The organism is uncultured Arcticibacterium sp. (assembly GCF_964021845.1).
GTDB lineage: Bacteria > Bacteroidota > Bacteroidia > Cytophagales > Spirosomataceae > Arcticibacterium.
On the sequence record NZ_CAXHZC010000001.1, the window covers coordinates 1,009,171 to 1,035,353 of the forward strand.

A 26,183-nucleotide genomic window follows, 5' to 3' on the forward strand; every position below is an offset into this window, starting at 1 on the left:
TGTTACACTGATTCGGCTGCATTTATTTTATTTTTCTTAAAGATGAAATAGGGTTTGATTTTGTCCCAAAACTGACTGTAAATATCTGTATCAAAAAGTCGAGCATCTTTCGTGGCTTTGCTCAGTAAATAGATACCTATGGTCAATAATACCGCAATGGGTGTCCAAACAGCAACAAAAACTGGTAATAAACCCTCTTTGGCGTTTTTATCTGTCACCTGCATCATGACATAATAAAATATAAAAAAGCTGATAGCAATAAGAACAGGAACTCCAAAGCCCCCTTTCTTAATTATTGTACCAAGCGATGCCCCTATTAAAAACATGGCCAAACAAGCCATGGCGTAGGTATAATTATGCCACCTTTCCACATCAGCACTAAACATGTCTCGTCTTTTTGAGGTGAGCATCGCAAAATTGGTACTCATCTGGCTTTTATAACTTCGTGCAGAAGATTTTGCGACAGACCAAATTTCATTTGTTCTATCGCCTTCGTCTAAAAGCTGTATTTTTTCATCAATCCAAGGACCAGGAGCTATATATTTTGCGGTACTATCGCCCGTTAAAGAGTCAATATCATATTTGACAGGAATTTCCTTAAATTGATAGCTGCTCATATTTTTCACAGCCTTTACCTGTGTTAGACTTTGCTTTTCAATTAATATTTTACTGGAATCAATTTGAGCCTCCAGCTCCTTAACGTTTTTCATGTAGGCATGGTACTTAAATTGATTTTCGCTGGTTCTTTTTAAGTCAAAAGATGCCATAGAAAAAACCATCCTATTTTTCTTAAACTTATTCCTCATGAAAGGCGTATCGTTTAATATTTGATTATTCTTTTGATTAGAATAATTATAGCCGTTATAGAGCTCTAAAACTAAATAGGAATCATTATGCATCATGTACATTCTCCCAGAATCTGCCGTGGTGACGTTTTTGTTTCCATTTCTGTCAGTATGATTGTAAATAATCAAACCTTTCATGGTTTCATTATCTGGTAGTTTTTCTTTTGCCTTAATGCTATAACCTGGTATTTGCCTATAAAATACACCTTCCTGAATATTCAGAGCCACTTTGGTGGTCCTGACGTCCCATAAAAGTGAATAACCCTTAAGGTTAGCCCATGGCGTTAGCCGGTCATTATAGAAGTAAGAAAAAATAGAAATACCTATGGTGAAAATAAAAACGGGTAGAATTATTCTAGAAACAGGAATACCTGCGGATTTCATGGCAGTAAGCTCAGTATGCTCCCCAAGGTTACCGAAGCTCATAAGTGATGCCAAAAGTGTAGAAAGTGGAAGTGCTACCGGTACGGTAATTAAGGAGAAATAGGTGAAAAGTTTCGCAAAAGTGCTTAATTCTAAGTCTTTTCCTACAAAGTCTTCAAAATAGAGCATCAAAAACCTTAACAAAAAAATAAACACCACAACAAAGGTGGTGAGTATAAATGGCCCTATAAAGTTCTTTATTACTAATTTATCTATCCTGTTCATTAAAACTATGGAGTATTCAAATCCTATTTTAGACAAAAAGTGTTAACCACCGACGATGTCTTTCAAGTCTGCTATTAAACCATCCCAAAGGTCTTGAAGTTCATCATCATCATCATTATCTGATATATCTGTCACTTCTAGATAAGTAGAGCCGTCTAGCTCTCCTAAAACGAGTTTTAGTTCTAAAGAATTGCCCTCGTCTTCTCCTTGAAAATCATAACGAGCAGATTTGTTGAGTTTTTTTGTCACTACGGCTAAATGTTTGCCTCCATCCCATTCTATCACAAAGTTATGATTAGAATCAACAGATACTTGTGTAGCAAACCACTGCTGCAAACCTCCAGGACTACTGATATAGTTATAAATAACTTTGGGAGAGGTTTTAAAAGAGAACTCGCTGACAAACTTATGTTTTGACATATTTACACTCAGTTTTAATTTTTGACTAGTTAGCTTTTTAACCTTAAGAATACAAATTTCAATGCTTTTTTTTCGAAATGAGATTTCTTTCAATTTCTTTTTGGATCGGAAAAAATCATTTAATACATTTGCAGCCTGTTAAGAAAAGGCGGGGTAGCTCAGTTGGTTAGAGCGTCGGATTCATAACCCGGAGGTCAGGAGTTCAACTCTCCTTCCCGCTACAATAAAAGCTTCCAATTTGGAAGCTTTTATTTTTTAGTATAGTACGTTATTAATCAAATCTTTGTACATATCATCTGGGACTTTAGTGCCCGTTTCTATTCCTTTCGAGTGCTTATCTGCGGTTCTTAAAGCACTGATAATATTCATTAATTTCCAGACTGGATAGTTTTGTGCAGCTCTTGTATAGTCTTTCACAAAAAAAGGATTAACCTTTAAAATGGAGGCAAGATTTGCTCCTGGGTCACTTTTGCTACCATGCACCAAAAGAACTTTGGCGAAAAAATTATAAAGAATCAGTATAACTGGCTGAATCGGGTGGTCTTTTGTGTTAGCAGAAAAATAATTGACAATCTGAAAACTCTTACGCACATCTTTGATAGTTAAGGCTTTCTGAAGTTCAAATACATTATAATCTTTACTGATTCCAACATATTTTTCAATGGCATTTCCATCGATTTCAGCTTCCGCAGGAAGATTAATGAGCATTTTCTCAATCTCCTTCACTATAGCTTCTAGATTATTCCCAATATGTTCAAAGAGTAACTGGGCTGCCTTTGGCGATATTTTATGCTTTTTCTCCTGACAAATACCCATAATAAAATCGGGCACCTGATTGTCATAAAGCTTTTTGGCATTAATCATGACACCTTTCTTGTCAAAAGCCTTGACAAAAGCCTTTCTCACGTCCATAGCCTTACCAAACACCAAAACAAGTATAGTACTTTGGAGAGGTTCATTGGCATAAGTCACCAAAAGGTTCTGAGCTTCTTTGGTTCCTATATCTTGAATCTGTTCGGCATCTTTGACTAGCACTAGTTGTTTTTCTGCCATCATAGGAAACCTACGGGCATTGTTTAAAACGGCTCCTACGGTTAGTTCTTTTCCAAAAAGGATAAATTCATTAAAGCCTTTTTCGTGCTCAGGAATAGCCAATTCTGCTATTTTCTTAGCTATGGCATTAGGATAGTATGATTCGGCCCCATGTAGAAAATATAAAGGCTTTAAGTTATCTGCTGTTATATCAGCAAGCTCTTGTGATAGTGATTTTGCCAAGGTTATTTATGACTTAGTATGTAATTCTGACTGTATAACTGCATGATTACAAAGAATTCATTGAACTTTTGGTTCAACAAACCATAGTTTTCATGCATGAGCGGAATGCTTTTTAGCATATCTGGCCCATTTTTTATTTTATTATTTAATCCAGTAAATGATTTCTCTAAACCATAATCAAACTCGTAAGCTTTTAACCAATCATGGTGTATCATAGAATTGAAAAGCAAATCTAACTTAGGTGGCATCAAACTTCTGTATTTTTCTAAACTTTGGTACACCCTTTGTCTGAAAAAATCAAATTCTTCATCAGTATAAGTAGCCCAATTTTTAATGAGAAAATGGTCAAAAAGCACATCGACCACAATGGAAGCATACTTCCCAAATTCGGGGTAAAATACCTGTTTACACTCTCTTACAATAGCATGCTGGTCTGTAAGAGTATCAATTCTCCGATGAAGTTTTATACCAAGTTTAATGCCTTCTGAAAGATGACTATTACGAGGATGATCTACCCTGCCATGCATGAAATCTTCTAAAAGATTACCAAAAAGAATATCTTCATTATCTTCAGAAAGAAACAAATGGGCTAGATAATTCATGCGACATTTTGAATGTATTTTACTACTTCAACACCAAAACTCCTTAAAAACTCAACGCCTTCATCTTTTTCAATTCCTTTATATTCTGCATAAGAATTAAGGAAGAATACCTTTTTTATTTTCATAGAAAAAATGACTCTAGCACAAGCTATACATGGTGAAAGTGTCACATACATGGTCGCTCCTTCTACTTTGCCGCCGTTTTTAGCGGCATAAAGAATGGCATTTTGTTCGGCATGTAAAGCTAAAGAACAGCTGCCCTTGGAGTCTCTAGGGCATCCTTCAGCTCCAAAATCTACGTCACAGTTATGTGTTCCGCTCGGTGGACCGTTATAGCCTATGGAAATAATTCTTGTCTCACTGGTTAATACTGCTCCTACTTGGGCTTTGACGCAATGTGACCTTTTAGCCAAATTAATGGCCAACTCCATGAAAATATCGTCAAAATCCGGCTTATCCTTATTCATAAAATTAATTCCTTAAAACACCATAACTCTTTTAACTATTGATATTCCTTCTGTTTGCATTCTTACTATTAACATGCCTGTGGGAATATCTAAATCGGCAGCCCGAACAACGGTACTAGGGTAATCTTTAAACTCCCTGTAGCCTACTGGCCTACCTAAAACATCATAAAAACTTAGACTAAAATCTTGGAATTTAGGTAATAGTATTTGAAATGCTATATCGTTTTTAGTGCCTGGGTTACTGATTATTCTTAAGTCGGCCACGTCATTTGAGGGCAATAAAAATTGGCTATTTAAAACCAAACGTCTCCTTCTTGGACTTAATTCTAAAACTGTTCTTACCCTTGCTTTTTGGTCTTCTGTAAATACGTTCATACAGGAGTCAGGAGAATAGTCCATGTAGTTTTCAATCATATTACGAGAAACCGTACCTGTACATCTGGAAAATATCTCCCTACATCTTTCAGAATCATTTTCCCTTTCTGCTTGCGGGGTATCTTCACAAAAATCATCACCACAGCGTTCGTCGCCCCAAGTATGTATCAAACCAAGCCAATGGCCTATTTCATGCGTTAAAGTGCGACCATAAGAATATATACCATTGCTGGCTGTGCCCGTTCTACGTCCAAAAACCTGATAATCTACAAAAATACCGTCTGTAGCAGCAGGTGGGTCATTTAATTCTAAGCCGTCTATGGCAGCTCCAGGAAATTCGCCATAACCAAGATAAAGTCCACCTAAGTTTAAGACCCATATATTAAGGTATTTATTGGCATCCCAATAGGATAGACTTGATACAAAACCTAAATCCGAGAAAATGCTGTATGAAGGTCTGTTTTGATAGGTGCGAGTAATTCCTGAACTAGGATTCCCAAATTCATCCTCTTGAGCTAAGAAGAACTCAATTTCCAAATCTGCACCTTCTTCTAAGTTATTGAAGCCTGGTGTTCCTACTGCTTTTCTAAAGTCTTCGTTTAAAACTTTTATTTGGCTAAAAATCTGCTGGTCTGAAATATTGGTACTTCCATTATTCCCTATTTCTCCAGAAAACTCATCATGAATTACATGAACAACCACAGGAATCTTGATAATTCCTTCCTGAACCCTTGCATTTTTAACACCTTCTTGCTCGTAGTTTTCAATAATCCTTTGCATTTGTAAATGCCTTGATTTCAATTCATCGCTTGCAATAACGCCCAGCCCACATCGCTGTGCAGAGGAAGAGAAAACCACTAAAATGAAAAATATGCTATTTATTAGCTTCATCGTAAGCTTTTAAGATGTCTACTACCAAAGGGTGACGCACCACATCTCGTCCGTCTAACTCTATAAACTTAATTCCCTTGATTTTATTTAATTTTTGAATGGCATCAGCCAAACCTGATTTTTGCCTTGGTGGTAAATCTATCTGCGTTACATCTCCTGTTATAACTATTTTAGACTTCGGTCCCATCCTAGTCAAAAACATCTTTAACTGCATGGTCGTGGTGTTCTGAGCTTCATCTAAAATGATAAAAGCATCATTTAAGGTTCTCCCACGCATATATGCTAAAGGTGCTATCTCTATAATATTCCGTTCTAAATATTCTTTCATCTTTTCAGAATGAACCATATCATTCAATGCATCATAAATAGGCATCAAATAGGGGTCAATTTTCTCTTTCAAATCGCCAGGAAGAAAACCTAGATTCTCTCCTGCTTCTACAGCAGGTCTAGTGATAATAATCTTTTTTATCTGCTTTTCCTTTAAAGCTTTAACAGCCAAAGCCACCGCTGTATATGTTTTCCCTGTTCCAGCAGGACCCACTGCAAAAACAATGTCATGCTTATAACTTGCCTGAACTAATTTCTTCTGGTTGGTAGTTTTGGCTTTTACGATTAAACCTCTATTCCCATGGACAATTACGTCATCTGGCAAAGAAAGGCTGTCTTTTATCTCCTTTTCATTTTCAAGATAATTTTTTACCACGGCTGGTGTCAGGGTACTAAATTTTTGATAATGAGCTTGTAAATCATTTAGGAAAGCCTCTAAACGGGTCACTTCTGCACTAGGGCCTTTTAAGAGGATTTCGTTTCCTCTAGAGATTATCTTACAAGTTGGGAAGAACTTAGACACTTCTTTGATATTTCGGTTTTGAACACCTAAAAAGTCTAATAATGAAACCCCTTCTAAAGCAATAATTTTTTCCGTCAAACGCCTTTATTTTTTATGTCTTTCAAAAATCAAGAAAATTATTCACAACTTCATTCATTTAGTGCACAAAAAGATAGAATACTATTCACATTTGATTGACAAATACTTCTATGATTGCTTTCAAACGGACTTAAAAATCTAGACCTTTGTATCACGTTTTTTAATGTCAATTTTGAGTGGTAGCATTGCACTCTGTTTACTTAAAATATGATGAAAGTCTAAACCCCTTAATGAATCTTAATCAAACACTTGTAAGACCTAATATTTCCTCGCTTTCTGGCGAAAATGGAAAGATATTACCGTACTCCACAGAAATGGAGGCTGCGGTATTGGGAGCAATTTTGATTGATAAAGAAGCATTGGCTAAAATTAAAGATTTAATTAAGCCAAAATCTTTTTATTCTAAATCTCATCAAATAATATATGCCGCTATGATGAGCATGTATGAATCTTCAGAACTGATTGATTTGATGACGATTACAAGGTATTTAAGAAACCAAAACTCTATTAGAGAAGCAGGAGGAACTAAGTATATTGCTGAGCTCATGGGTCGGGTAAATTCCGCTGCAAATATTGAGTATCACGCCTTAATTATCTCGCAGTTAAGCATCAAGCGAGAAATGATTACAGCCTCAGAAGAGTTAATGAAAGAAGCTTTTGAAGAATCCAATGATATTTTCAGTGTCTTGGATAGTACTGAGCAATATTTCTTTGAAATTTCAGAGCAAAGTATAAAAAAGAACTATCAAAATGCGGGTGAAATAATGCGTCTGACTTTGGACGAATTAGAGCACAAAAAACTTAATAATGAGGATGGTATAACGGGGGTTCCGAGCGGTTTTAAAGATTTGGATGAATTGACCGGTGGATGGCAAAAAACAGAATTAACCATTATTGCCGCAAGGCCTGGTATGGGAAAGACGGCTTTTGTGGTATCTGCCATGAGAAATGCCGCTGTGGACCATAATTCTGCTGTAGCTATTTTTTCTTTAGAGATGGGTGCTACTCAGTTAATGCTTCGTATGATTTCTGCAGAGGTGGAGATTGAAAGTAAAAAACTGAGGAAAGGAATATTAGAGCCACACGAGTGGCAACAGCTTCATACTCGTTTAGATAAATTATCAGCAGCTCCCATTTTTATTGATGACACCCCGGCTCTTTCTGTACTTGAATTAAGAGCAAAATGTCGTCGTTTAAAGGCTCAGCATAATATTCAGATGGTTATCATTGATTACCTACAATTAATGAGTGGCGATGATGGCTCTGGTGTAAATACTAATAGAGAGCAGGAGATTGCGACTATTTCTCGGTCTTTGAAAAACTTATCAAAAGAGCTAGATGTCCCGGTAATAGCACTTTCTCAGTTATCTAGAGCCGTAGAGACGCGTGGTGGCGATAAAAAACCTCAATTATCCGATTTAAGAGAATCTGGTTCTATTGAGCAGGATGCCGATATGGTTATGTTCTTGTATAGACCAGAGTATTATAAAATTACGGAAGATGAAAGTGGTAATCCGACAGAAGGTTTGGGTGAACTAATAATTGCAAAAAACCGAGCGGGTACCTTAAAATCTATCATGCTGCAGTTTCATGGTGCTTTTACTAAGTTTACCGATGTGGGCTCAGGAATAGGCGGAAATTTGACCGATTACGGTAAAATAACACTTCCTGGTGGAGCTGGAGATACTAGCCACTTTGACAGTTGGTCGCCTCCTACTATGCTAAGCAAGGCAAATGACCTTTCAAAAGATGACGACTTAAAGAAAGTAGACCCGAATGACGAAGTTCCCTTCTAAACCTATTAGAATTGAGGATTGATTTAATAACCTAGTAGCTATGATATTAAATCAGCATAGGATTATTCTAAAAGTAAAAGAATAGGATTATGTTGGCAAAACTTCCCTCTAGGGGAGCTCTCCACGAATTTTATAATATACCTACTTCTTTAATTTAAGCTTAACGATATTTTCAACGTGGTGTGTATGTGGGAACATATCTACTGGCTGAACTTCTTCTACAGTATATTTTTCTAATAATAAAGCTACGTCACGAGCTTGTGTAGCAGCATTACAACTTACATATACAATTCTGTCTGCCGCAATTCTTAGCAAGGTATCTACCACTTCTTTGTCCATTCCTGCTCTAGGCGGGTCGGTGATAATGACACTTGGCAATCCTTCTTTTTCTATAAAAGCGTCGTTTAAAACATCTTTCATGTTTCCAGCGTAAAAGGAAGTGTTCTCTATACCATTAACTTCAGAGTTAATCTTTGCGTCTTTTATGGCATCTTCTACATACTCCACGCCTACTACTTTTTTAGCTTGATGAGCTACAAAATTGGCAATAGTACCTGTTCCAGTGTATAAATCATAAACCACATCGTCTTTGCTAATTTCGGCTAATTGACGAGCTGCTTTATAAAGTTCGTAGGCTTGCTCTGAGTTGGTTTGATAAAAAGACTTTACCCCTATTCTAAACCTCAAACCTTCCATTTCTTCTTCTATGAATGGTTTACCGGAAAAAAAGAAGGATTCTAAATCTTGGTAACTATCGTTCTTTTTCTGATTGATGAAGTAATTAACAGATGTTATGTCCGGAAATTTCTCAACAAAAGCACTTAAGCAAGCTTCGATAAGATCTTTTTCATCTTTGGCAAACTGTACCACCACCATCACATCTCCAGTAGAAGACGTTCTTATCATTAAGGTTCTAAAAAAACCTTCATGCTTTACGTGGTTATAAAATGCCTGGTCACTATTTCTAGCGTATTCGTCAAAAAAACGTCTTATGTCATTTGATGGATCCTCTTGAAGATAACAGGTATCAATAGGTAAAACCTTGTCAAAACGTTTTGGAATATGAAAGCCCAAAGCATTTCTGTCACCTAAATCATTACTAGATGAAATTTCGTCAGCTGTAAGCCATCTTGTACTAGAAAAAGTAAACTCTAGCTTATTTCTGTAGAATTGCGTCTTCTTAGAAGCCAAAATAGGCTTCATGTTGCTAATATCTATTTTCCCAAGTCTTACCAGTTGGTCTCTAACTTGTTTTTCTTTTTGAGCTAATTGGTCCGGATAAGAAATATGTTGCCATTTGCACCCACCACACACGCCAAAGTGACTACAAAATGGCTCTACCCTATCTGCTGAGTCTTTTATTCGCTCTAAAACAATGGCTTCAGAAAAGCTTTTACGCTTTCTGTTAACTTGGAGTTTGACTATATCTCCAGGAGCTATATTTGGAGTAGTGATAAATATGACTTCTCCGTCCTGTTTTGTGAGGCATTTTCCTTCTGCCGCAAAATCGAGAACTTCTATTTCGTCAATGACCTTTCTTGTTTTTCTTCTTGCCATAATATGAATAGCTGTATAACAAAAAAAGCCACCGACTTCGGTGGCTTTTGTGATCCCGCTGGGGCTCGAACCCAGGACCCATACATTAAAAGTGTATTGCTCTACCAACTGAGCTACGGAATCAAAAATCTCTTTACATTTGCGGAACATTTAAACCTTCGTTCCGATTGCGAGTGCAAAAGTAGAGTAAACTTTTTGAAATGAAAAGACACCTAACAAAAATATTTATAGTTTTTTTTGCTTTCATGATACAAGCCCTTGATATTCAATCGCAAGACTTGTTTCAGAAAAAAGCAGATTCTTTATTTTCAGAGAAGAAATATAGCGAAGCGAGCGATTTGTATCTCGAACTATTGGATAAGCATTCCATAAATAGAAGTAACGCCTACCTAAAACTTGCCTTTATTAGCGAGCAAAAAGGAGATTTTTCTAAAGCAATTTACTTTTTGAGTGAGTATTTCAACTTAAATCCGTCCGAAAGTACATTTACTAAAATAAATAAAATGGCTGAAGAAAACTCTTTCATTGGTTATGGCAGAAGTGACTTTAATTTTTTGCTGTTAGTCTATGAGCGATTTTATTTATGGATATGTTTAGTACTTTTTTTAATAGTAGGATTTAGCTTTTACCTACTTCTTCTAAAGAAAATAAAACGAGAACCCACGGCTTTAAGGCATAAAGTGAGCTTTGTCTTTCTGGTACTTTTTAGTTTGCTGTTTTTAAACTTCGGCGATTATTATAGTCAGGGAATAGTCAAAAGCGAAACCGTTTATGTTAGGCAGGCACCATCTTCGGCCTCAAAAGTTATCGGAAACTTGGGGGAAGGCAGCAGGGTTAATGTAATAGGCGAAAAAGATATATGGCTCAGACTTCTGATTAATGGAGAAATTCAATTTGCTAAAAAGAGCGATTTTTGGATAATTGATTAAGGAAATCAAATCTGATTAATTAGTTTTGCAGCCCCAAGGCGATGTGGTGGAATTGGTAGACACGCTACCTTGAGGGGGTAGTGGGCTTAGCCCATAGGAGTTCGACTCTCCTCATCGTCACAAAAGCCCGTAGTACTTGTTTCAAGTGTTACGGGTTTTGTTTTATAGAGTCTTTTTACCCCTCCGATGCCTCCAGAGTCCATTCAAGCGACTGGTTTGACAATATAATTATTGAAGTAAAAAACTCATTATCAGCCAGAGGTTAATGAACTAACCTGACAGCTTCTATCATTCATCTAAGATAGAAACATCAAACTCCCGGCACCAGACACCTAACTCACACAAAAAAACTCAATACACAAACCCTTACTAGACACTCTCCCTTCAATTCCCTATTTTTGCCAAAATTTAAGTTTACAAGGCAGAAATGGCAGTTTATAATCCGTCGGAAATAGAGAAAAAGTGGCAAGCGTTTTGGGATAAAAATGAGACTTACAAAGTCGATATTGATACCTCAAAGCCAAAGTTTTATGTATTAGACATGTTCCCATATCCTTCTGGGGCTGGTTTGCATGTGGGGCACCCGCTCGGCTACATCGCTTCCGATATATATAGTCGCTACAAAAAACTGAAAGGTTTTAATGTTTTGCACCCTATGGGTTTTGACTCTTTTGGCTTGCCAGCAGAACAATACGCCATTCAAACGGGTCAGCATCCTGCTATTACTACCGAAAAGAACATTGAGACCTATATAGGTCAAATGAAGAATATTGGCTTTGGTTACGACTGGAGCAGAGAAATAAGAACTTCTTCACCAGAGTATTACAAATGGACGCAGTGGATTTTCATGCAGCTTTTTAACAGCTGGTATAATAAGGACACAGACCAAGCAGAGGACATTGAAACCTTAGAAGCTTTATTCGCTAAAGGTGGCTCTGCGGCAGCTAATGCCGTATGTGAAGATGAATTAGCAGAATTTACGGCAGAAGAATGGAACGCCCTTTCTGAAGAAGAAAAGTATAAAACTACGCTCGATTATAGGTTGACCTATTTATCAGAGTCTATGGTAAACTTTTGTCCCGAACTGGGCATGGTTTTATCAAATGACGAGGTAAAAGACGGTGTCTCTGAACGTGGTGGTTATCCTGTGATTCAGAAAAAAATGCGTCAGTGGATGATGCGTATCACGGCCTATTGCGACAGATTAATTGACGGTTTAGAAAACGTAGATTGGTCGCATTCGCTAAAGGAGCAACAAAAAAACTGGATTGGACGCTCACAAGGGGCTTCTGTTAAATTTCCAGTGGCAGAAAGTGATTTGCTGAAAGAAAGAGCTTTTGAAGGTAAAGTTGAGGTTTTCACTACCAGAATTGACACCATTTATGGCGTAAGTTTCATGGTTTTGGCTCCTGAGCACGAATGGGTAGACACACTAACCACGCCAGAGCAAAAAGACGCGATAGAAGCTTATAAACTAGAAACACAGAAACGTTCTGAATTAGACCGTATGTCTGATGTAAAAACGGTTTCTGGTGCATTCACGGGTTCTTACTGCGTAAATCCTGTCAATGGCGAGCAAGTGCCTATTTGGATAGCTGATTATGTATTGGCAGGTTACGGAACGGGTGCCGTGATGGCCGTGCCAAGTGGCGACCAAAGAGACTGGAACTTTGCCAAGCACTTTGACTTGCCTATTCCGGCAATTTCTGATGCTCAGCAAAACCTAGAAGAAGCCGCAGATGCTTCTAAAGAAGGAAAATACATCAATTCAGGTATGATTAACGGCATGGAATATCAGCCAGCGGTTGATACTTTGATAAGCTGGATTGAAGAGAATAAAGTAGGAAAAGGTAAAATCAATTATAGACTTAGAGATGCGGTTTTTGCTCGTCAGCGTTACTGGGGAGAGCCTGTACCTGTCTATTTTAAAGAGAATGGCCTACCCTATTTGGTAGACGAGTCTGACTTACCGATAGTGCTTCCTGAGATTGACGAATACAAACCTACAGAAACTGGTGAGCCGCCATTAGGACGTGCTAAGGGTTGGAAATATGTACCCCAACCCCCAACCCCTTCCCCAAAGGGAGAAGGGGAGTTTGTTAGTTATGATTACGAATTAAGCACCATGCCTGGCTGGGCAGGAAGTAGCTGGTATTGGTACCGTTACATGGATGCCAAAAATGATGATGCTTTTGCCTCAAAAGAAGCATTGGATTACTGGCAAGACGTCGATTTATATGTGGGTGGTACAGAACACGCCACCGGTCACTTATTGTATAGCCGTTTTTGGAACAAATTCTTGAAAGATAAAGGATTTGTAAAGCAAGAGGAGTTTGCCAAGAAACTGATAAATCAAGGGATGATTCAGGGGCGTTCTAGCTTTGTGTACAGAGTTAAGAATACCGAAGTGCCAACCTTTGTTTCTTATGGTTTAAGAAAACAATATGAGACACAAAGACTTCATGTAGATGTCAATATAGTGGACAATGACATTTTAGACGTAGAAGCATTCAAAACCACAAGGCTAGATGTTCCAGAAAATGCGGAATTCATTCTTGAAAACGGTCAATACAAATGTGGAAGCGAAGTAGAAAAGATGTCAAAGTCGAAATACAACGTTGTAAACCCCGATGTTTTAGTAGACCGTTATGGTGCTGATACACTTCGTCTTTATGAGATGTTCTTAGGACCATTAACAGAAGCAAAACCTTGGGATACCAAAGGAATAGAAGGGACTTCAAGATTCTTGAAAAAACTATGGCGTTTGTTCTTTGACCAAAATGGCAGCAGTCTTTTAGTGGATGACAAAGGAACGCCAGAAGAGTTAAAAGCTTTACATAAGGCTATCAAAAAAGTAGGTGCTGATATAGAAGGGTTCTCTTTCAATACTTCCGTAAGTAATTTCATGATTTGCGTCAATGAATTGACAGATTTGAAATGTCATAAAAAGGAAATCTTAGAGCAATTGCTTATCATTATTTCTCCTTACGCTCCGCACATAGCTGAAGAGCTTTGGGCAAGGATGGGTAAAGAAGAAGGAAGTATTACTTCGCAGGAGTTCCCAGCATTTAATGAGGAATACCTAAAAGAAGACGAGATAGAATACCCTATACAAATAGGCGGAAAAGTTCGCGTTAAACTTAGTTTCCCTGCCGAAACTAGCAAAGGTGATATAGAAAAAGCCGTATTAGCCAATGATGAAGTCATCAAATGGATGGACGGAAAACCACTAAGAAAAATAATAGTGGTACCTAAGAGAATTGTAAACGTAGTGGTTTAAAACGAATTTCACTATAAGTATTAAGGAGGTATTTTGTTAGCAAAATACCTCCTTTTTTTGTGCTTTAATTATAATTCTATTTGTCAGGATTCCAGTTTTGATAAACCACCGGAACGGAATAAATTTCTTTCAAAGCTTCTTCATATTTATCCTCCAAAGCTGTCTGTATTCTACTAAAATCGGAAGCTTGAGATATAAAAGAAAGTTTGTGAACGGTTTCTTTAAATAGCTTCGCGTTCTCCAAAATGTAATGCTCTCTGTCATAGTCTATTTCTACAGAAACAGCCAGACTTTCTTTTAAAAGCCACTCTGAGATTTCACTTAAATTAGCCTTATTATTTATCAATAAATGTATCAGAACCATGAGTATAAATTTTTAATTAGATGTTACTAGCAGACCAGCGGCCCATCTTTGTTTAAAATACGCCTTTAAGTACTTCAGATTAACATTAATGATTTTCTGACGGGCGTCAATGAGTTTATTTTCTCTAGAAATTAACAAGAAGAGCGAACTCTCTCCTTGAGAAAATTTCAATTCTTCGTTACGAAGTAAAAACCTGTACCCATCTGCCATTTGATTTGCAGTGCTTAATTGCTCCGCCAATAAATTAGTTTCAACAGCGTACTGTCTAACCTTATTTTCAATTGTCCAGCTTTTCTGAGCCTGCAGAAAGGTGGTTTCTTGTATTTTAAAATTAGTTTTAGCAAACTTCCCTCTACCTTCTCTCAAGAATAGTGGTATTTTGAAATCTAATCCAAACTTATAATTGTTAGCCAAATAAGGATTTACAGCATATTCCGAGTTAAAATACTCTTTACCCAATACATTATACTTTAAGTCTAAAGTTGGCAGCATAGACTGTCTATTAAGCTTACGCTCCACCGCTAAGCCATCAAGCTTAAACGCATACGTTTTTAGTTCCGGGTGATTTAGCTTAGCCAAGGAAACCATTTCATTTAAAGCTACCGCTTCTAACATTTGGGGCATGGGTTGTGGTTTTTCTGATTCAGCTAATAAGTACGGATTGCCGTCGGTATCCCAGAGAAAAACAGAAAGAGCAATGGTACTTTTTCTCAAATATATAAAAGCTTCTTGGCTTAATAAGTTGATGTTTTGGACCTGTAAAAAGGCTTCCACCGTATCCGCTCGAGATTTAGCCCCATTTTCAAAACCAAGTTTGGTCATCTTCAAACGTTTTTGAGCATTTACGCCTTGCTCTTTTAAAAGCTCATAATTTTGGAAGGAAGATGCCCAAGTCCAATATGCTTCTATGGCATCTAAATACATATTATTCAGCATTACTCGCTGCTCTTCCGCACTTTGGGAAACCATCAGCTCCGCTTGTTTTCTCGCCGCACGTTGGCCATCCATCAGTAAACCCTTTAAAATTGGCAATTCAAGGCCTAAATATGTTAGGTTCCCAGGGGTTTCATGCGGGTTTAAATATTTCCCCGATGCATACTCATTACCAGCCTTTAATCTCAGAGCATACGGAGTTTGCACCTTTAATTCAGGGTTTTGTGTGTTGTAGTATTCATCACCAGTCAATGTTTTATTGTCTGATTTATATGATAAAACAGGGTCAAAAACACCTTTTGAAGCCAAAAGGCTAGCTCTGTACTGATTTACGTTTGCCTCCGATACTTTAAATGCAGGATGATTCTCTTCAAAAGCTCTTAAGAAAGTCTCAAAGAAAAGCATATCCTGCCCAAAAGATGAAAGGACCGGTGACAGAAACAGTACTAATATTAGTCTCTTACTCATTTCGCCTTAGTTTTTACTGATGAGCCCTGTGGTTCGTAATAGTCTGGCGGGAAACCATTTATATTTCGCCAGAGTTCATAATAAATTCGCACATCTTTAAGCAAGGCAATACCCTTTGCTCCGCCACCCATTCTTAGCGTTTTTGGCCATTTTCTATCATCTGGGTCCTCAGCCACTAGCACTCTAAATTTACCGTTTAAGCTTGCCGAGGTTTCTACCGTGGTAATTATTCCACCAAAAGTTCCGTAGCTATTCTGCGGCCAACCACTAAAAACTATCACAGGAAAACCATCGAAAACTAACCTTACCTTTTGACCATTCTGAATCAATGGCAAATCCATAGGCTCTACAAACATTTCTACGGCATAATTAGGGTTTACCGGAACTATCTCGACTATATTTTCCCCTTCTTTTAGCACCTCTCCTATTCCAGCTTTCACGGCTTTTGTTATTTGACCGCTTTGCGGAGCCAAAATATAATAGAGTTCTTGCCTAGCGTCATAATTAGCCAATTGATTTTCTAGTTTCGCTATTTCCGCCTCACCATTTGCAGCCAAAGAAATACTGCTAAAACGCTCGCCTTCAGTTTTTGATAGTTTCTCTAAATAATCCTGAACTACACTATTTTTTTCTATCTGAAGGTTAAGATACTCTTGTATACTTTGGGAGTATTTATTCTCAGAACTGTTTAATTTGGCTAGACCGTCTTGATAGGCTATCCTACGCTTTTCAAAATCCGTTCTTGAGATTGCTCCGCTATCTAACATGGTTTGAGCAGCCTTAAACTGTCTATCATACGCCGTAAAAGCATTTTTTGCGGCTATTAATGACACGCTATCGCTCGAAATCTTCATTTGCTGCTGCCCCAACTTATTATCTATAGACTGAAGTTTGAAGTTTCTTGCAGACTCCAGAGCCTCCATTTGCTTTCCGGCCGTTTGGGCTTTCCCTTGATAGGCATTAATGCTTCCTTTTTTAGCGGCAATCTGCTTTTCTGTTCTAGCAATTAAAATTGGGTCAAAATACTCTACTTTAACTTCTCCCAACTTTAAAATGGTATCTCCCCTTAAGACGAAGTCTCCTTCTTTAACATACCATTTCTCTATTTTTCCAGGAATTATAGTGTTTAATTCTTGAGGACGGTCTTCTTGTCTAAGTGTGCTTACTTTACCCGTTGCTCGAATGTTTTGTGTCCACGGTAGAATTAAAACTATTGCAAACAGGACTCCCAAACCAATAAACCATCTTAAGGCTGAATTTCGTTTGTCAATCTTGTATATCTCAGCAAATGCTTTTACCTCCCCTCTCAAATCTTTTTTCAAGAAGGTATTTCTCTCAAAATGATTATTCATAACTAATTTCCCCGTTTTTCAGTATAATAGTTTGATTCACTAGGTTTTCACAGTGATCGTCTTTTGATGTAATAATTACTGTACTTCCATCAGCTTTTAGCTTAGCCTTTAAATTATCCTTTTGAACTTGATTTAAATAACTAAATGGCTCTTCCATTACCACAAGGCTATGCTTTCCTATTAAGGCTCTCGTTAGCAGAAGTTGATGCTTAATTATGGCAGAAATTCTTTTACCTACAGGGTCTAAAATGCTATCGTAACCATTTGGCAAACCTTGAATAAATACGTCTAATCCAGTTATTTTAGCCATTGCACTGATATGCTCTAGGCTAACATCTTGAGTACCTAAGCTTAGGTTTTCTAAGACAGTTCCTTCAAAAATATTTTGGTGACCTAGCAGTATGCTAGTTTGGTTTCTAAGAGAATCAATGTCATAGTTCCTAATAGGTATTCCATCAATTAAAATCTTACCAGTAAAGTCTTGGAATGCTCCTGTCAACATTCGTAATAGCGTGGTTTTACCAGCACCACTGTCACCTTTTATTAAAAGCCACTCGCCGTTAGCAACTTCTAAATTGATGTTTTTAAGCTGTGTGTTCGAAGCCTGATAGGCAAACGAAACATCTTCAAAACTAATAGAAACTGAAGCCTTAGCGGCATCGAATTTTATAGTTCCTGTATGCTCTATGTCTGCCTGTGCCACTTTGTTGAGCTTCTCCACAGCAGTTAAAGACTCATAAACTTGGTCCATGTTAACTATCAGTTTCTCTACTGAGGCTATTATGGCAATAATCACGATGTCAGAGGCGATGAATTGACCGATATTAATCTGCTGCCTTGTGAGAAGAGTTACCCCTAGAATAAGCATGGCGGCTGTAATAAGAAGTTTGAAGGAAATCATACTCCAGTATTGCACCTTCAAAATGGCAAAATGGTCGGTTCTAGCTCTGACGTATGAAGTAATGATTCCATCCGTTTTGTCTAAATGAAGGTTAGTATCTCTTGCATATTTAAAAGTTTTAATACTTCTAGCCATTTCCTCAAACCAGCCCAAAGTTTGGTATTTATAGTTAGATGTTTCTAAGGACGTTTTAAAACCTCTGGCAGAGGTAAATCTTATAATTAAGATTACAATTAATAAGAGTACTAAGCCGAAAGCAATAAAAAGGGGGTGATAAAACGCCAGCAGAATAGTTCCTAAAATTATTTGAATGATTGAAGCTGGAATATCTACCAAAAGCTTGTGAAGGCTTTTTTGTAAACTTCCAACATCTATAAAGCGATTGACAAGTTCTGGTAAATGGTAAGAATCTAATTTAGATATGTCTAGCTTAGGAATTCTATGAGCATATTCCATCGCATAACGCACGAAAAGCTTCTGTTCTATTTTCTCAATAATTTCTAGCTGCCTAACCTGTAACCAGCCTGTTAAGAAGGTTCCGGTAAGAACTAATGCTATTAAAATACCAATGGAGGTTGACATTTGAGCGGCCATCACAAAAGTTATTATACTCTGAATTCCTAAAGGCAAGGAGAGGGCAACCAAACCTGCAAAAACAGAATATATATATATGGCAGAGATGTCTTTTTTGTCTAGCCAAAGCAACTTGAAAATCTTATTTATGGCTTGACTAATAGTGGTTTCTTGATACGTTTCTTTTCCCATTTAGTGATTTTTACACAAGTATAGTTTGATTCGTTTCTTTATAATAAATCAATTTATCAAATATTTGATTCCCGAAATAAGCAAATTTAGGTACTTGCTAATTAACTTTACGAGAAGCTCTACCTTCTAGATCCACTATTTTCAATAAAAAAACTAACTAAGGCTTAGTTACCAATAATGTAATTCCCAATAATTAAATTGACATAAGTCGGGTTCAAGTCTGGCAAAAACTCGTTTTTGAAACGATAGCCTACTCTAACACCCATGGTTAAGTCAAGGATATTTAAAACAGTTTGGTCAAAACTAAACTCTGCACCAGCGGTACTCAAATTAGTACTTCCAGCTACATCTACCACATATGCATTATCAAAAAATGCGTTCATTCTAATCCTTTTTATATACGTCAAACCATTAATGCCAAAATCAGGGTAAAAAAGTGGTAATCTGTAATTAACCGTTGTTCTCATAGCATTTTCTATGCCCAAAAGCCTATGTCCTCTGCCAAGAGAGAAGGTACTTGGGAATCTATATAAATTACTATTTGATTCTCTATATACGGCCTGCTGAACCTCTAAACTATGATTTTTTCCTATGCCAGGTAATAATACTCTAGCACTTGCATCAAACCTTTCTGCTACTCCTGTTTGTAAAGATTTTGCATAATAAACGCTTAGCCCTCCCCCTAGCCTGCTTTGAATATTTTGATATGCTCGCTGACGACTAATTCCCGCACTGCCGCTTAACTCATAAAGACCAAACTTTGAGTTATCGAACTCCACAAATCTATCTGACCTAAACTGTTGAATGCCTTTCCAGTTAGCAGCTACATCGGTTTGAATGGCATAATTTCCACTAATAAAGGTTAAGGGCACATTAAGTCCCGCGGTGGCCTCCTGCTCATTATATTCCAAAATTCTATCGCCACGAACGGCCTCTACCTTCCTTCCTCTGTATTCATAGCCAAGGTTTAACTTTGCAAAATACTTTGCCATCACATAATCTACCGAATACGCATTTTCTTGCTCCGTTAGATATCTTGTGAAATTAAAAGATAGGCTATTGGCACCCAAAATATCATCCATTTGAATAAATCCTGTTGCCGAAGCTAAATTTGTTCCAGAACTAAAAGCTGGTAATAATCCATAGGAATGTAGCCTCCAGCCTCTAAAAAAGCCGTTGTAAGGAGTAATAGTATAGTTTTCATCAGGAATTTTGGCTAAAATATTTTCATTTTCCGGTAAGTCATTCAAGTCTTTATAAAACAAGATGTTTTCCGCCTGATTCTTGGAAAGAACCTCTTCTGACGCTCTATTGAGAGGCATAGAGGCTAAATGATAACCCAAATTATTCTGATTAGTAAACACTAACCTATCATTTTCGGTATCAACGAAAGGGTATCCTGCACCTACAGGCACAGATGATACCTTGGTCAAAACCCTGCTTCCGTCTTTGTTAACTTTATAAATATTATCAATTCCCGTAAAATTTGCTCTGAAATAAATATCCTTATCTGATTGCCCTAGCTCTACCATTAAAGCATTCAGCCAACCTGTTAAGGATATTCGCTCATCTTTCTCAATATCATGCTTAATAATGGCCAGTTTTCCCTGATTTCTTGCCACATAATAAAGAATGGATGATTCTAGATCATACATGGGATAAGCTATATCCCAGTTTTCGGCATTGCTTAGTTTTTTCTTTATTTCACCACTTATAATACTGTGTGTACTAACATGGAAATTTAAACCCTCATCTAAACGTACACTTGTAAATTCCGTAGATTCAGGGTTTATAGCAGCATAATAAAACCTGTCTTTTTCCAGTAAAATTCTTTTTGAATCTGTTTCAAAATTATAGTAAACCACTCTAGCCATATCTACATTTGACCACCTAGGCTTAGTCTGATTTTCTAACCATAAAGCACCTTTTTCGGAATAAGAAAGAAATGGATTATTGCTAAAACCAATATCACAAAGCTTAACCTCCTTTCCGTTTTCATCACGTTTAATTAGCTTTGGCGTTTCTGCATAAGTCGATTTCCTAGCTATAAGAGTATGCTCATTGAGCATAAAAGGATAAGAATAACTGGTAACAGTTTTGGGGTTTACTGTCGATAAAGTATCAAACAAAAATAAGTTTGTATTGGCTAAAAGTTTATCCGTTTTGGACTCAAAGGCCTCATATGATTTTCTATACAACGCAGGAGCTCTTAATCCTGTATGCCTTTTTATAGCACCTGAAAATGGGAAGAAAACAGATTTGAAATAGTTAGCATCATATACAACTTTGGACCAAACATCGTCACCGTAATTCTTACGGGCATATAAGTTCATCAAATAGCCGAAGGGATAGTGATTTGGCAATCTAGTTTTGAAAGAACCATTTCTTGATTTGTTGTAAGAAAAATGTTTATCTGCATAGAGGTTGGCCCTAAGCTCATCCGTAAAAGAAGCTAGTCGCCCTCTTCCAGCCTCGGTCATTACAGATTCCGTTACTACGGCGTCACCCTCTGCAAACCATGCTGGGTCTGTAAACCTTAAAACGGCGGACCAACCGCCTCTACCTGTGAAAATTCTGCTTAGTTTGCTTAGCCCCACATCTGCATTACTATTTTGAAGCACATGCCTGTATTCATGAATGGCAAGGGCATCAAGCCAGTCTATTTGCCCTAAAACATTAAAATTAGGCTCCGGAGCAGTATAAACCTCCGTTCTGAAAGGTACTGTTGACACAAAACCGTTAGCTTCCATGCTCTTTCCGTGAATAATAATAGGAATATGTGTTGATTTCTTCCCTATAGTTTCTTTGTGCTCTTTATCTATTAAATTAACTATACTGGCATACCGAGAAGCATATTTCTCCAACCCTTTAGGGAATATTACGGTTGATTTTTCATTTTGAATCTTCTGCCACTGAATAGTAGGAGGATTTGCTGATGGGGCAAAAGCCTGTGAAAAAGCATTTAGAACAGGAAAACAAAGTATAAAAAGAACAAATATTTTCTTCATAGAGAATAGTTTGCATCAAAGTTTCGCCTTTGACTTAAGTTTAGATTAAATACGATAAGAATATGTCATTAGTCTTCTTAAACGTATGTAATTATCTAATATCAGTATTAGAATACGAATAACCCTTTTTTAGCACAATTTATTAAACATTGACTTTAATCTTTAATTATATTGCGTTTGCATTTAAACCAAGCTTATGCTTAAAAAACTCTACTTATTTGTACTCCTACCTTGTTTAGGCCTATCGGCTCAAACGAACTATTTTGAAAGTGATGTAAACGCCATTGAGAGCAAAGTGATAGAATGGCGAAGAGACTTTCATCAACATCCGGAGTTAGGAAATCAAGAATTCAGAACTTCGGAAGTTGTAGCCAAGCACTTAGAGTCTTTGGGTATAGAAGTTAAACGAAATGTGGCTATTACTGGTGTAGTAGGAGTTCTAAAGGGTGCTAAGCCTGGCCCAGTGATAGCTTTAAGAGCAGATATGGATGGTTTACCAGTTACAGAGCGAGTAGACGTACCTTTTAAATCTGAAGTAAAAGTAGAATATGCTGACCAAACCACGGGAGTAATGCACGCCTGTGGACATGATAGCCATATGGCTATTTTAATGGCAACTGCTGAGATTTTGGCAAAGCACAAAAATGAACTTGCAGGAACTGTTAAATTCATTTTCCAACCTGCAGAGGAAGGCGTTTTTGGAGAAGGTAAAGCTTTTGGTGCAGATTTGATGGTGCAAGAAGGTGCTCTTAAAAATCCTGATGTAGATGTTGCCTTTGGTTTACACATCAACTCTCAAACTCCAGCTGGACAAATAAAATACAAGTCAGGGCCTGTAATGGCCGCGGTAGATCAATTCTACATTACTGTAAGAGGCAAACAGACTCATGGGGCCTACCCTTGGTCAGGAGTTGACCCAATTCTGGTATCTTCACAAATAATTTTGGGTTTAAATACCATTGTTAGTAGAAATGTGAATTTGATTGAAAATCCTGCTGTGGTAAGTGTGGGAGCTATAAATGCAGGAAACAGGCATAACATCATTCCAGAAGAAGCTAAATTTTTAGGAACTATTAGAACTTTTGATTTAGAACAAAGAGCTTTAATACATAAACGTATCAAAGAAATAGCCGAAAATATTGCTAAAAGTGCAGGTGCGGTGGCTGAGGTAAGTATTGAAAATGGATATCCGGTTACTTTCAATAATGTGGCTCTTACAAAAAAGATGCTTCCATCTTTGCAAACAGCCGCTGGGCCTGGAAATACCAAAGAAGTCAATGCAGTTATGGGAGCAGAAGACTTCTCTTATTTTGCAAGAGAAGTACCAGGGCTATTTTTCTTTCTAGGAGCAATGGAAAAAGGAAAGTCACCTTCGGAAGTAGCTCCACATCATACGCCTGATTTTTACCTAGACGAAAGTGGCTTTAAAGTAGGCGTACAAGCTTTCTGTAATTTGGTTTTAGATTATATGAAAATGGAATAATGGCAGCAGAAGTTTTAAAAATATACGAACAAGACCCAGACCCTCAGAAGATAGACCAGATAGTGAGATGTCTGAAAGACGGAGGCATCATCATCTACCCTACTGATACGGTATATGCCATGGGTTGCGATATCTACCAAAATAGAGCAGTGGAAAAGCTTAGTGCCTTGAAGGGTATGAAAGTAAAGAAAAACAACTTCTCTATAGTTTGTAGCGACTTAAGTAACATAGCAGACTATGCCAGGGTTTCTAACAAAGCCTTTAAAGTGATGAAAAAGGCTTTTCCAGGTCCTTTTACTTTTATTTTGCCAGCCACAGGGAAACTTCCTAAACTGTTTCAGTCGAACAGAAAAAACATCGGTATTAGAGTACCTGACCATCCAATTCCTAAAGCCATAGTAGAAGCCCTTGGCAACCCAATTATTACTACCTCTGTAAAAGAGGATGTGGATGATATTTTAGAATACCCAAATGAGATTGATATCATTATTGCTCAGAATGAAAATAACGCAGATTTAATAATTGATGGTGGATGGAGTGGCATGGAACCTTCCACAGTTATTGACGCTTCTGATGACAACTTTGAAATAATTAGACAAGGAATTGGCATATTTGAAGATTTATGAAAACATGGTTTGCCATTTTATTTTTTTCTGGTTTAACCTTTCTCTCCTTAGGTATTAGACCATATATCGAGAATCCAGTATTAGGAATAATGCTGGGCAGCATGCATTACCTCTATCTTCTAATTGTGTTTTGCTGTAGGACAATTAAAGAAAAACCTCTGTTTAAATTCTTTTTATTCCTTCTCATTGTAGGTCATTTTACTTTAGACTTATTTGTGTTTTTCGAAGTTAAAATCATAGATGATGTTTTCGTCATTGCCATTAATGTGTGTTATATCATGCTTTTTTACCTCTGCTTTATTCACCTTTTCAAAAAAAATGGTTCGGCTTTTTATAACCAAAAAAAATCGGATTGGCTGGTTGGCTTTTCTACTGGTTTGGGTAGTTTTTTGATAGTACTTCTACTATTTTTCGGAAGAGTATATCCAAGCTATGAACCCATTCTTATTCTTTTAGGAGTCTTCATATCACTTTTCCATGTATTGGGTGTAAACACCCCTTTGAAAACTAAAAACTATCAAATTTTAATACTTGGTTTAGTATTAAATTTCACAACTTTTATCATAGCCATTTATTTATTTCAGATAGAACCATTTCCTGAAGGTGCAGCACTCATGAAGGGCTTATTTATGATTTGCATATACTGCTTTTTAGAGGCTCTTTATGAAATAAGTAATGTGGTAATAAGGCCTAGAATTACTTAATATGCTCAGGCTTTTTGTGCTTCCATCTTCTATGACTCCATAGCCAAAACTCTGGCTGCTCTTTTATTTGCTTTTCTAGCAAATTTGCATGCCTTTCTAAAATAGAATTCTTTTCTTCCATTTTGGGCTTATCTGTAATTAACTCAAAAGTTACTTTGTAATAACCTCTTTTTACTTGTGATATAAAAACAAATACCACGGGCATATCAAACTTAACCGCAATCATTTCAGTACCAAAAAAGAAGGAAGTATCTTGATTCAAAAAAGTGGTCCAATATGATTTTAAAGGTGGTGCAGACTGGTCGTTACCAAGTGCCACAGTAAATGGTCTATCAAAACCCTGAGCTATTTTTTTATAAGTATCTGTAGTAGTGTACATCACAGTACCAAACCGAGTTCTGAGGTTATAAAACATCTTATCAAAATAAGAATTTGATAGTTTATGATATGGGGCAGTACCCAAATGTTTAAACTGAGAACCTAAAGTCTGAGCCAACCACTCATAATTACCGTAATGACCCAATGTCATCACAAAACTTCTATTATCAGCATACCAATTATTTAGTTTCTGCTCATCTACCTTATATATAAATCGCTTTTCAAGTTCTTTTCCAGAAATGGTAAGGGATTTAAAGGTTTCTAAAAACAAATCGCAAAGATGGTGGTAAAACCCTTTTTCAATCTTAATTATGTCCGACAAGTCTTTTTCAGGAAACGCATTTAATAAGTTTTCTCGAACTACCTTTTTCCTGTAGCCCAGTAATACATAAAGCACTGGATATAGTAAGTAATCCGAGATTAAATAAAGTAGCCAAAAGGGTAGAATAGAAATAAAAAAAATAAAAGGTAGTGCCAAATAATATGAGATGGCGGTTAGGTTAATTTTTGGCATTGATGTATTCAAAATAGTCTTCTTTGGTATCCAAATCAATTCCTAAACCTTTAAAATCAATTTTCTTAATGTTTGACTTAAATTTTTTAAAAATTTGGCTGGCTCCTTTGTCTCCTTTTAACTCCAACAAATCTAGAAAGGTTTCTTTTTTAAAAAGAGCTGGAACACCTATAACCTTTTGATATGCTGATGCTACTATGAGTGCTTCCTCATTTGATTTAGCTTCCCTTATTATTTCGCTTAAATAAGAACCTGAAACTTCTGGCATATCAGCCGTGCAAACAAGGACTGCGTCAATACTTTTATTAATCATATAACAACCTGCCAAGCCCCGAACTATTGAGCCAGCCATACCTGAAGACCAATCCGCATTTTCAACAATATTTATAGGAAGGTCTTTTAACTTCGGTAGTATGAGCTCCTTATGGGCTCCTATTACAACGCTAATAGAAAGATTATCAACACTTAAACATTCCTTTATGACTTTTACGACTAGTAAATCTCCATGGACGTCTAGTAATTGCTTGGGTACACCCATTCTTTGAGAGGCTCCAGCAGCCAAAATTATGATTCCTACATTCATATTTATATCTTTACACAAAATTACAAGAATTTCTTACGCCCATGTAATGAATTAAGGGTTCTTGTCGTTTGGTATTACGTGCTAACAAAAT

At 37.0% G+C, this 26,183-nt stretch carries 21 protein-coding genes and 3 tRNA genes; 8 read left to right on the forward strand and 16 right to left on the reverse strand.

Annotation, left to right across the window (positions count from 1 at the left end; genetic code table 11):
- Positions 1 to 2: 2 nt before the first annotated feature.
- Entirely contained in the window at positions 3 to 1,529 is a 1,527-nt protein-coding gene (locus AADJ06_RS04210; RefSeq protein WP_341225153.1) for an LptF/LptG family permease, read from the reverse strand.
- Between the two features lie 6 nt (positions 1,530 to 1,535).
- Positions 1,536 to 1,913 (reverse strand): START-like domain-containing protein, encoded by a 378-nt coding sequence (locus AADJ06_RS04215; protein WP_341225154.1) that lies wholly within the window; start codon positions 1,911 to 1,913, stop codon positions 1,536 to 1,538.
- A 147-nt stretch (positions 1,914 to 2,060) separates the two neighbouring features.
- On the opposite strand from AADJ06_RS04215, the gene AADJ06_RS04220 reads away from it, so the two are divergent.
- Positions 2,061 to 2,134, forward strand: a tRNA-Met gene (locus AADJ06_RS04220).
- Between the two features lie 34 nt (positions 2,135 to 2,168).
- Here AADJ06_RS04220 and holA read toward each other — a convergent pair.
- Genes holA through AADJ06_RS04245 form a run of 5 tightly spaced genes read right to left on the reverse strand, consistent with a single transcriptional unit; the run spans position 2,169 to position 6,451 of the window.
- Positions 2,169 to 3,188: a DNA polymerase III subunit delta gene (holA, locus tag AADJ06_RS04225; protein WP_341225155.1), complete on the reverse strand. Its 1,020-nt coding sequence runs from the start codon at positions 3,186 to 3,188 to the stop codon at positions 2,169 to 2,171.
- A gap of 2 nt (positions 3,189 to 3,190) precedes the next feature.
- On the reverse strand, positions 3,191 to 3,790 hold the full coding sequence (locus tag AADJ06_RS04230) for an ACP phosphodiesterase (RefSeq protein ID WP_341225156.1): 600 nt from the start codon (positions 3,788 to 3,790) through the stop codon (positions 3,191 to 3,193).
- Complete coding sequence (locus tag AADJ06_RS04235) at positions 3,787 to 4,257, reverse strand: dCMP deaminase family protein (protein WP_341225157.1); 471 nt, start codon at positions 4,255 to 4,257, stop codon at positions 3,787 to 3,789. The genes AADJ06_RS04230 and AADJ06_RS04235 overlap by 4 nt, the downstream gene beginning before the upstream one ends.
- A 12-nt stretch (positions 4,258 to 4,269) precedes the next feature.
- Positions 4,270 to 5,523 carry a M43 family zinc metalloprotease gene (locus AADJ06_RS04240; RefSeq protein WP_341225158.1) on the reverse strand — a complete coding sequence of 418 codons (1,254 nt, stop codon included), beginning with the start codon at positions 5,521 to 5,523 and terminating at the stop codon, positions 4,270 to 4,272.
- Positions 5,507 to 6,451, reverse strand: a complete 945-nt coding sequence (locus AADJ06_RS04245) for a PhoH family protein (RefSeq protein WP_341225159.1) — start codon at positions 6,449 to 6,451, stop codon at positions 5,507 to 5,509. Before AADJ06_RS04245 ends, AADJ06_RS04240 begins: the two co-directional genes overlap by 17 nt.
- 230 nt (positions 6,452 to 6,681) lie before the next feature.
- Between AADJ06_RS04245 and dnaB the strand changes: the two genes are divergently transcribed.
- A complete protein-coding gene (gene dnaB / locus AADJ06_RS04250) occupies positions 6,682 to 8,247 on the forward strand; it encodes a replicative DNA helicase (RefSeq protein ID WP_341225160.1) in 1,566 nt (521 codons plus the stop codon).
- A gap of 141 nt (positions 8,248 to 8,388) precedes the next feature.
- On the opposite strand, the gene rlmD is transcribed toward dnaB, so the two are convergent.
- Both rlmD and AADJ06_RS04260 read right to left on the reverse strand, forming a co-directional pair.
- On the reverse strand, positions 8,389 to 9,804 hold the full coding sequence (gene rlmD / locus AADJ06_RS04255) for a 23S rRNA (uracil(1939)-C(5))-methyltransferase RlmD (RefSeq protein ID WP_341225161.1): 1,416 nt from the start codon (positions 9,802 to 9,804) through the stop codon (positions 8,389 to 8,391).
- Between the two features lie 50 nt (positions 9,805 to 9,854).
- Positions 9,855 to 9,927: transfer RNA gene (locus AADJ06_RS04260), tRNA-Lys, on the reverse strand.
- A 122-nt stretch (positions 9,928 to 10,049) separates the two neighbouring features.
- On the opposite strand from AADJ06_RS04260, the gene AADJ06_RS04265 reads away from it, so the two are divergent.
- The 3 genes from AADJ06_RS04265 to leuS all read left to right on the forward strand — a co-directional run bounded on the left by AADJ06_RS04265 (position 10,050) and on the right by leuS (position 14,013).
- Positions 10,050 to 10,733: an SH3 domain-containing protein gene (locus AADJ06_RS04265; protein WP_341225162.1), complete on the forward strand. Its 684-nt coding sequence runs from the start codon at positions 10,050 to 10,052 to the stop codon at positions 10,731 to 10,733.
- A gap of 37 nt (positions 10,734 to 10,770) precedes the next feature.
- A tRNA-Leu gene (locus AADJ06_RS04270) sits at positions 10,771 to 10,853 on the forward strand.
- Positions 10,854 to 11,160: 307 nt separating this feature from the next.
- The gene (gene leuS, locus AADJ06_RS04275) at positions 11,161 to 14,013 is read left to right on the forward strand and encodes a leucine--tRNA ligase (protein ID WP_341225163.1); all 2,853 of its coding nucleotides are present in this window, start codon (positions 11,161 to 11,163) and stop codon (positions 14,011 to 14,013) included.
- A gap of 76 nt (positions 14,014 to 14,089) precedes the next feature.
- Here the strand turns inward: leuS and AADJ06_RS04280 are convergent, their stop codons facing one another.
- The 5 genes from AADJ06_RS04280 to AADJ06_RS04300 all read right to left on the reverse strand — a co-directional run bounded on the left by AADJ06_RS04280 (position 14,090) and on the right by AADJ06_RS04300 (position 21,804).
- The gene (locus tag AADJ06_RS04280; protein ID WP_341225164.1) at positions 14,090 to 14,377 is read right to left on the reverse strand and encodes a hypothetical protein; all 288 of its coding nucleotides are present in this window, start codon (positions 14,375 to 14,377) and stop codon (positions 14,090 to 14,092) included.
- Between the two features lie 12 nt (positions 14,378 to 14,389).
- Positions 14,390 to 15,778 carry a TolC family protein gene (locus tag AADJ06_RS04285; protein WP_341225165.1) on the reverse strand — a complete coding sequence of 463 codons (1,389 nt, stop codon included), beginning with the start codon at positions 15,776 to 15,778 and terminating at the stop codon, positions 14,390 to 14,392.
- Positions 15,775 to 17,130: an HlyD family efflux transporter periplasmic adaptor subunit gene (locus AADJ06_RS04290; RefSeq protein ID WP_341225166.1), complete on the reverse strand. Its 1,356-nt coding sequence runs from the start codon at positions 17,128 to 17,130 to the stop codon at positions 15,775 to 15,777. Before AADJ06_RS04290 ends, AADJ06_RS04285 begins: the two co-directional genes overlap by 4 nt.
- Positions 17,123 to 18,796, reverse strand: coding sequence for an ATP-binding cassette domain-containing protein (locus tag AADJ06_RS04295; RefSeq protein ID WP_341225167.1), 1,674 nt, complete (start codon positions 18,794 to 18,796; stop codon positions 17,123 to 17,125). Before AADJ06_RS04295 ends, AADJ06_RS04290 begins: the two co-directional genes overlap by 8 nt.
- Positions 18,797 to 18,960: 164 nt before the next feature.
- Positions 18,961 to 21,804, reverse strand: a complete 2,844-nt coding sequence (locus AADJ06_RS04300; protein ID WP_341225168.1) for a hypothetical protein — start codon at positions 21,802 to 21,804, stop codon at positions 18,961 to 18,963.
- 196 nt (positions 21,805 to 22,000) lie between these two features.
- Here AADJ06_RS04300 and AADJ06_RS04305 point away from each other — a divergent pair, with 196 nt between their 5' ends.
- The 3 genes from AADJ06_RS04305 to AADJ06_RS04315 are packed head-to-tail and all read left to right on the forward strand — an operon-like array spanning position 22,001 to position 24,617.
- Entirely contained in the window at positions 22,001 to 23,287 is a 1,287-nt protein-coding gene (locus AADJ06_RS04305; RefSeq protein ID WP_341225169.1) for an amidohydrolase, read from the forward strand.
- Positions 23,287 to 23,913 carry an L-threonylcarbamoyladenylate synthase gene (locus AADJ06_RS04310; RefSeq protein ID WP_341225170.1) on the forward strand — a complete coding sequence of 209 codons (627 nt, stop codon included), beginning with the start codon at positions 23,287 to 23,289 and terminating at the stop codon, positions 23,911 to 23,913. Before AADJ06_RS04305 ends, AADJ06_RS04310 begins: the two co-directional genes overlap by 1 nt.
- Positions 23,910 to 24,617: a hypothetical protein gene (locus AADJ06_RS04315; protein ID WP_341225171.1), complete on the forward strand. Its 708-nt coding sequence runs from the start codon at positions 23,910 to 23,912 to the stop codon at positions 24,615 to 24,617. Before AADJ06_RS04310 ends, AADJ06_RS04315 begins: the two co-directional genes overlap by 4 nt.
- Here AADJ06_RS04315 and AADJ06_RS04320 read toward each other — a convergent pair.
- Together AADJ06_RS04320 and AADJ06_RS04325 are read right to left on the reverse strand one after the other, a co-directional pair.
- A complete protein-coding gene (locus AADJ06_RS04320; protein WP_341225172.1) occupies positions 24,610 to 25,509 on the reverse strand; it encodes a lysophospholipid acyltransferase family protein in 900 nt (299 codons plus the stop codon). The genes AADJ06_RS04315 and AADJ06_RS04320 overlap by 8 nt on opposite strands.
- Positions 25,496 to 26,092 carry a nucleotidyltransferase family protein gene (locus AADJ06_RS04325; protein ID WP_341225173.1) on the reverse strand — a complete coding sequence of 199 codons (597 nt, stop codon included), beginning with the start codon at positions 26,090 to 26,092 and terminating at the stop codon, positions 25,496 to 25,498. The genes AADJ06_RS04320 and AADJ06_RS04325 overlap by 14 nt, the downstream gene beginning before the upstream one ends.
- Between the last annotated feature and the right edge of the window lie 91 nt (positions 26,093 to 26,183).